Origin of the sequence: Longispora sp. NPDC051575, assembly GCF_040681875.1 — a bacterium.
Taxonomy (GTDB): domain Bacteria; phylum Actinomycetota; class Actinomycetes; order Mycobacteriales; family Micromonosporaceae; genus Longispora.
Genome location: NZ_JBFAZP010000014.1, coordinates 100,613 through 108,402, shown reverse-complemented (window position 1 = coordinate 108,402; position 7,790 = coordinate 100,613). Strand labels below are relative to the sequence as shown.

The 7,790-nt window shown below is 70.9% G+C and carries 5 protein-coding genes; 2 read left to right on the top strand and 3 right to left on the bottom strand.

Features of this window, described 5'->3' with window-relative positions; translation table 11 throughout:
• Window positions 1-125 precede the first annotated feature (125 nt).
• A complete protein-coding gene (locus tag AB0M43_RS35635) occupies window positions 126-2,321 on the bottom strand; it encodes a hypothetical protein (RefSeq protein ID WP_363731330.1) in 2,196 nt (731 codons plus the stop codon).
• A 3-nt stretch (window positions 2,322-2,324) separates the two neighbouring features.
• A complete protein-coding gene (locus AB0M43_RS35630; RefSeq protein ID WP_363731328.1) occupies window positions 2,325-3,095 on the bottom strand; it encodes a hypothetical protein in 771 nt (256 codons plus the stop codon).
• Window positions 3,096-3,787: 692 nt separating this feature from the next.
• Here AB0M43_RS35630 and AB0M43_RS35625 point away from each other — a divergent pair.
• Window positions 3,788-4,270, top strand: a complete 483-nt coding sequence (locus tag AB0M43_RS35625) for a SigE family RNA polymerase sigma factor (protein WP_363731326.1) — start codon at window positions 3,788-3,790, stop codon at window positions 4,268-4,270.
• A complete protein-coding gene (locus AB0M43_RS35620) occupies window positions 4,267-5,283 on the top strand; it encodes a hypothetical protein (protein ID WP_363731323.1) in 1,017 nt (338 codons plus the stop codon). The genes AB0M43_RS35625 and AB0M43_RS35620 overlap by 4 nt, the downstream gene beginning before the upstream one ends.
• 15 nt (window positions 5,284-5,298) lie before the next feature.
• Here AB0M43_RS35620 and AB0M43_RS35615 read toward each other — a convergent pair whose 3' ends face one another.
• A complete protein-coding gene (locus AB0M43_RS35615) occupies window positions 5,299-7,737 on the bottom strand; it encodes a choice-of-anchor D domain-containing protein (protein ID WP_363731322.1) in 2,439 nt (812 codons plus the stop codon).
• Window positions 7,738-7,790 lie beyond the last annotated feature (53 nt).

The window sequence follows — 7,790 nt, the reverse complement described above, 5'->3', positions numbered from 1 at the left end:
CAGGACCTGGTGGGCGTGCGGCTTGGGCACCTCGTCGAGGGCCCGCACCTTCTTGCCCATCCCCAGGAAGCCCCGGTCCGGGACCGGATTGAGGTGCTGCTGGGTTATGATCGGGTACTGATCCGTCATGGTGACTCCTTCGACCCTTCGTCGCGGAGGAACCGCTCGATGGCCGTCAACAGCGCATGCACCAGCGATCCCTCCTGTTCCTTGGCCTTCTTCTTCCGCAGCGACCGCTCGATCACGGTCAGGTCGTTGCGCAGTGGTTCGTGCTCCTCGACGGGCAGCGCGCGGGCGAGCGCCTCACCGAGCGCCCGGATGTCGCGGGCCGGCTCGTCGCTGATCTCCTTGAGGCTGTCGAGGCCCTGCCACAGGGCGGTGAGCGCCCGCCTGCGGTAGCCGCGGTGCTGGAGGATCGCGGCCCAGAGCCTGGCCAGGACGTCGACCCGCTCCGGGTACCGGTGCAGGAAGATGAAGCTCGACGGCCGGCCGGTGGCGGAACTGCGCACCGACAGCACGGCGAGGATCGTGAGCATCGTCAGGGTGGACCGCCGCTGGTCGCCCCGCCGGTTCCGCGCCCGATCGAGCATCCCCACGATCTTGTTCGCGTCGTCGGTCCCGTCGGTCAGCTCGCCGAACAGCACGGCCATGGCCAGGCATGCCCTCTCGCTGCCGTCCCCACTCTGGACGACCAGCTGCCACAGGCGGTGCACCGCCTCGATGGGGTAGCAGACTCCGAGTAGCCCGCTGAAGGCGACCGAGGCGGTCCACCGCTGTGCCGGCGAGCCCTGGGTGGCCCACCGCTTGGCGGTTCGGAGCGCGATCGGCGCGGTGGTGTCGTCGAAGCACATCCCCCACAGCACGAAGGCCGCGTCGCACTGGCCAGGCCAGCCCTTGTAGCCGTCCGACCACGGCTCCAGGAACGCGCCCTCCACCTCGGCGAAGTCCACTGTGGCGAGCATCGACAGCCCCCAGGCCATCGCCACCCCGCCCTGGTGCTGGATGACCTCGTCCACCCACTCCCGGACCGCGTCCCAGAACCGGGCCTCGAACCGCTCCCACAGTTCGACGAGTACCCGGGACCGGTAGGAGGGCCGCTTGAAGACGAGCGTCCGGCCGCCGCCCACCCCGGCAGCGGCGCGTTCGAACCCGATCAGGCCGTCCGGGGTGATCCGCCGGCCCCGGCGCTCCGGGAGCACGTCCGGCTCCGACTGGCGGGACTCGTCGGGCTGCTGCTCGGCCAGCGGCAGGTGGCGCGCCATCACGTCCTCCAGCTTTCCGAGCATGGACTCGAAACGCCGGTCGCTCGCGTTCTCGGCGAAGCACAGGACCGTGACCTCGAGGATCTCGCTCCGGGTCCTCGGCTTCTCAAACCAGGCCGGCACGTCGCCCGCGGCGGACCGGACGTGGTCGTCCAGCGCCTTCTCCGCCGGCTCACCACCCGCGACCTGCACGGCGACCCTCGTGAACGCGGTCATCGTGCACCCGTCGGCCAACGCCTCGACGACGGTGTCGACGACGTCGGCGGCCACGTCGGTCACCGCGAGGTGCGCCCGGAGGACCTGGCGCAGGTCCGGGACCTCCCACGCGACGTGCCGGACCGCCTCCACCGGCCCGTGCGCCTTCGTGGTCGTGATGACGAGGTAGGCCCCCGCGTCGCGGACCTGGTCGCGCACCGTGCGCCACACGAAGTCCGTCTCCGCGGTGCTGCCCTCGTCCTCCCGGTCGAGCAGGAGGTAGCCGAATCCCCGTTCGTACGGGCGCTCGGCCAGCTCCTTCAGGGTGAGCACCGGGGACAGCACGAAGAGCGTCTCGGTGCCGACCTCGCGGAGCAGGTGCAGGCCGCCGGCCCGTTTGCCCAGGCCAGCGTCGCCGCCTAGGACCACGACACCGTCGACGTAGAGGGCGTCGAGCGCGTCGTCGTACGGTACCGGGACGACGTAGTGCTCCAGGGCTTCGCGGATCCGGGCCGGGTCGAGGCGCCCGCCCTTCGGGACCAGCTGCCGCGCGCCGCCGGACACCCCGAGCACCGAATCGGGGGCGAAGACCCGGTCGTTGAAGTTGTTGATGACGGTGGCGAGCTGGTGCCCGGTGTTGGCCGAGTCCGGGTCCCCGGCCCGTTCCGCCCGCTCCGAGAGCAGGTCAGGCGGCCGGGCGGCCCACGGCTTGCCGGTCTCGGACTTCGACGCCTCAGGCTTCGTCGCCTCGGCCTCGGACCTGTCCGGCTCCGGGGACTCCCGGTCCGGCCCGGTGGGTTCCGGCCCTGCGGCCGGGGTCTCCACGGCGGGTTCCGCGTCCCGCAGCGCTTCGTCGGTCGTCATGGGTCAGGCGTTGTTCACGCCGATGACGGCCCGGTCGCCCATGTGGATCGGTGCGTGGAACTCGTTCGTCACCTGCGACGACGCCGGGGCGGGGCGGCGCGCCGGTTCCTCCCGGGGGTGCGCCGCCTCCTCCCGGGCGTGCGCCGATCCGTCCCGGAGGTGCGCCGACCCCTCCCGTGCCGGCCGGGCCGCGTCCGGCGCGGCCCCGGGCAGGTCCACCGCCAGGACGTCCCCGCCCGGCACGTACAGCCACGCGTCGTCCACGTACTCCTTGTTGCGCACTTGGACCCGCCGGAACTCGGCCGCCGCCAGGGACGTGTGCCGCTGGGCGACCGTGTCGTCGAAGACCCGCGCGGACAGGATCACGGAGAGGTTGGCCTCCGGCAGGGCGACGAGCGCGTCCCGGGCCGGGGCGCTGTCCACCAGCCGGCTGACCGTGACGACGCCCTGGCCCGCGTAGCCGTTGGGGGCCGGGATCACGACGCCGAAGTGGATGGCCAGCCGCAGCCGCAGCCTGGCCGGTGCGACCAGGTCGTGGTTGTGGTCGGTCAGGCCGTAGCTCAGCTGGCGCACGAACTCGTCCACGACGACGTGTTCCCGCTCGCTGGCCGGCAGGATCGATAGCTCACCGTCACCGGCGGGCTGTCGGATCCAGGCCGCACGGTCGAGGCCCGCGCGCCGGGCGGCGCCGTCGAGAACCCCGACGAGCCGGTCCTGGATGGAGTACTGGCGCCGGTCGTCGTTGCCCCCGTAGCCCTTGGCGTCGATCGACATGAGTAGCCTTCGACCAATGTCGCCCCAGCTCATGATGTGACTCCCTACTGAATTGCGGAATTCCCGCAGAAGGCACCCTTCCACAGGTTCCGAGTTGCGACTCCCTAGAATTCAGGGATTGCCAGAACGAAATTTGTCACCGTTCCGTAAGGGGAATTGCAGCCGCCCGACGACCCTCGAAAACCGCCTTTGAACTGGGAAAACAGCGACCTGCCAGCTGTCGACTTTCGACAGATCCAGCACGAAAACGGTCACTCCCGCTTAGTGGCGATCCACCGTGGACACGTCAAAGTAGTCGAATTCTGACGCACCGTAGTTTCCCCTTGCGGCCTTTCGGCACGGGTCGTCGGCACGCCTATTCGAATGCGGACCGGGCGATATGACACTGCGGTAGTCGGGCCCCGACCGCCAGAGTTCGAGACAGCCGTGGGCCCAGGTTCCACGGGTCGCGACGAGCCCACGGACAACGCGAGACACCGAACAGGCGCGCGGTACACGACGTGACGACGCGTGACGGCCGTGCCCCGAACGCCCCGGGGCAGGTCGCGGGCCTGACGGAACGTTCACCGCCGTCTTCGGGGCCGACGGTCCCGGGTGCGCGCGGCCGGGCGAGAATTTCCCGGCCCCCCGCACAACAGATCCGGCCCGGCGCGCGTGTGTAGTGGGCACGGACCGCCGGCGGAGGGGATCGCATGACGTTCGAGGAGTACGCGGCGGCGCGGTTGCCCGCGCTGTTGCGGTACGCCACGGTTCTGACCGGTGAGCGCGCGCTCGCCGAGGACGTGGTGCAGGAGGTCCTCGTCCGCGCGCACGCCCGGTGGCGCCGGATCGACGAACCCGAGAGTTACCTCCGGCGGATGGTCGTCAACGAGTACCTGTCCTGGCGGCGGCGCTGGTCCCGGGTCGTCCCGCACGCCTCGGTCGGCCTCCCGCCCTCCGACGCCCCCGACCACCCGACCAGCCACGCCGACCGCGACGCCCTCCGCGCCGAGCTCGCGCTGCTGCCCCGCCGACAGCGCGCCGTGATCGTCCTCCGGTACTACCAGGGCCTCACCGACGCGGAGATCGCCGACGCCCTCGGGTGCAGCCCGGGCACCGTGCGCGGCTACGCCTCCCGCGCCCTGGCCACGCTCCGGGTGTCGCCCCGGGTGCACCTCACCCAGGAGACCCGATGAACCGTACCGAGGAAGACCTGCTCCTCGCTCTCCGCGCGGACGAACCCGGCTACGTCGCCCCGGCCCCGGTGCTCGCGGCGGTCGGACGGCTGATCGTGCGCCGACGTCGCCGGCGGATCACGGTCGCCGCGACCCTGGGCGTGCTGGCCGTGCTCGCGGCCCTCCTGGTGCCCGCCCTGAGCCACAAACCCCCCGCACCCCCGGCGACACCTCCGACGACCCCTGCGACCCCGACCTCCCGCCCCGCACTGGCGATCACCGTCCGCGAGGGGGACGTGAACGGGACGCGTTTCAACGTGAAGTTCCTGTCGAAGAACCTGCAGGCGTTCAACGTCTCGTCGACGGCGCCGGCGTTCCAGGGCACGCTCATGGTGTACGTGCAGGGCCGGCCGCTGCACGAGAAGTACATGCCCGTCGACGGCGCCCCGACGGTGACGGTCGCGGGGCGGCCCGCGCACTACGCCGTCCGCGACGTGCCCCCCACCGGGCCCGCGACCCACCGCGCACTGGTCTGGGAATGGGCACCCGGCGGCTGGGCCATCCTGGAGCAGTCCGAAGGTGTCCCGCAGATCGGACTGCCTCCGGTGTTGGCGGAGCGGGTGGAGTTCGGCCCACCGGTCGTCACCCGGGTACCCCTGCGGATCGCGCACCTGCCCGCCGGCCACGAACTGGCGGGCGTGCAGTGGGGCTACTTCAACGTCAGCTTCCGGACGCTGCCCACCGGGAGCGAGCCGGCGACGACGGTGTACATGTACGTGCTTCCCACCCGCGACGTCGACTCGCTCACCGCCGAACACCAGAACCTCACCGTCGCCGGTCACCCGTCCAAGTGGGTCCCGACGAACCTCAGCCAGTACGTCGACATGGGCCAGTGCACCCTGCAGTTCCGGACGCTCACCGCCCCCAACCCGCCCTACCTGGAGGAACTCGTGCGCGGGATCACCATGGCACCCGACTGCGTGAGCGAGGCCACGTGGTTCCCGGCGACCAGCTCCATCGCGGGCGGAAACTAGGGGCCCGCCCCGCCGTCACACCCGGATCGCGCCGCGCCGGAGCAGCCGGAGTTCGGGGGCGGGACTGCGGAGTCCCAGCGGACCCACTGCCGCCGGGGCGGGCTTCTCGTAGTAGGTGCCGACGACATCGACCGCGACATGGGTCGTACCCGCGAAATTGAAGATGTTGAAGGACCCGCCCGTGCCGAGCCGGGTGACGGCGGCGTTCGGGATGATCTGGTTGCGGTACGGGTTGAGGTTGCTCACCGTGGGGCGGGCGCCGCCGTTCGGCCAGACGGTCAGGTAGCTCTGGTCGGTCGGGGCGATGGCCGTGAGGTTCAGCGCCAGGACCTTCGTGCCGTCGGCGAGGAGCGCGGGCGGTGCCACGACGTTCGCGGTACCGCCGGGCCCGATGGCCGTCGGGGTGCCCTGGCCGATCCGGGAGTCGGCGATCCGGGTCGGGGTGATCGGCCGGAACAGCAGACCGCCCGGCAGCGTGCCGTCGTCGAAGACGGCCACGATGTCCACCACCACGTGGGTGTTGGTCGAGGTGTGCACGCCGATGGACGGCAGACCCTCCGCGCCACCGCACTTCACGCACGGAGCCGTGGGCACGATGGCCATGTTGGGCACGTTGGCGCCCTTGGTGTAGTTGAGGGTCGACGTGAACGGCACCCCGAACGTCGTCGTGCCGCTCCAGGCCGTGAGGAAGCCCGCGCCGTCGGGCTCGGTGGCGGTGATGTTCACGACCAGAGCCCGGATGTGCGGGTCGATGTCGGCGCCGTAGCTGACGGGAAGCCGCAGGTAGTGGTTCGCGGCGAGCTTCTCGCCCCAGTCCGAGCGGCTGTCGAACAGCCGCTCTGTCCGGACGGGGAGCAGGTGTCCGCCGTCCACAGCGCCGTTGCCGCGCACGACGTCGTCCTTGGCGAAGTAGCCGACGATGTCCACGATCAGGTGGGTCTGGCCGGACTGGTTGTACAGGTTGATCCGGCCGTCCTCCCCGACCGCGACGGTCACCGAGTTGGCCCCCGTCCAGCCCCGGACGATGTTGAGCGAGGACGTGTCGGGCCGGGGCACCCCCGACGGGTAGACCGTCACGAAGCTGTCGGAGGTCGGCTCGGTCACCGTGACGTTCAGCGCGACGGCGCCCACTCCGTACCTCGGCACGTCGCGGTCGCCGACCGTCATGAGGCTGACCGTCTGGCCGGGGCTGACCTTGGCTCCCGCGCCGATCCCGGCCCGGGAGTCGAGAATCCGGCGCGGCGTGATCGGGTAGTAGGCGCCGGTCGAGTCGATGATGCCGTTGACCGTCAGCTGCACGGACACGGGATTCGTCGTGCTGTCGTTCGGCAACTGGAGCAGCGCCGTCTCGTAGCCGTACATCTTCCGCGTCGGACGGGCCACGACACTCACCGAACACGTGTCGCCCGCAGCGATGGTCCGGTTCCCGCAGCCGTCGGACGTGACGGTGTAGGCCGCCGGCGAGTCGCCCCCGATCGACGTCGGGCCGAAGGTGACCGGCTCGATCCCGGACGAGGTCACCGTCAGCTTCTGCGGCTCCCCGGACGCCCCGATCTCCTGGTTCCCGAACCAGAGGTAGGACCCGTCGAGAGCGACGGTCTTCGGGTGTACGCCGACCAGCTTCACCGGCAGCACCTTCCGACCGCCGACCGAGTTATCCGGAATCGTCACCTTGGCGGACTGCTCGGTGAGCGCGGACGGCGTCGGCACGACCTTCACGGTGCACGTCTGCCCGTAGGTCAGGGTCGCGTTGGCGCACGTACCGGAGACCGCGAACGCGGCCGGGTTGGCCCCGCTGACCACCGGCGCCCCGAACCGGGTCGGCTCACTGCCGACCGCCGTGAACGTGACCGTCCGTGCCTGCCCCGGAACTCCGAGCGCCTGCCGCCCGAAGTCGACGCCGGGGGCGTCCCCGCCCGATCCGGTGTAGCCGACGGAGGAGTGCCAACGGACCTCCCCCGAGATCGCGTCCGCGTCGTATCCGCACGCCACGGAGAAGGACCCGGCGAACGCGGTCAGCAGGTTGTCCGCCCCGAAGACGGCCTCCCTGACCAGGATCGACCCCGGCACCTGCATCCCGCAGCTCCGCCCGTCCCCGCTGACCTGGACCGTGGCGTACTCCGGGTTCTTCACGTCCACGTCGGGCTGCACCACATACCGGGTACCCGGAACCCACCGCTTGCCCACCGGCGGCTTCAGGATGAGGTACCACGGAAAGCGGCCTGGGGAGTCGACGTTCAGGGCCAAGCCGCCGTCGGTACCCGACCAGCGTGAGCCCGTGAAGGTCGCGTTGTTCCGGTCGAAGGTACGGGTACCCGCGAAGCCCTGTCCGTCACCACCGTCCAGGACCAGCGCGTCGTACGGAGCGGGTGGCAGCGAGGCCGCACTCGCCGGAACCGGAGCGACGGCGACCGACACCGTCAACGCCATCGCAGTGACCAGAACGGCGCGCATGAGCCGCAACGAAACTCCCCGTGGAACTCGACCGAGCTGAAAGCCAGCGGCGA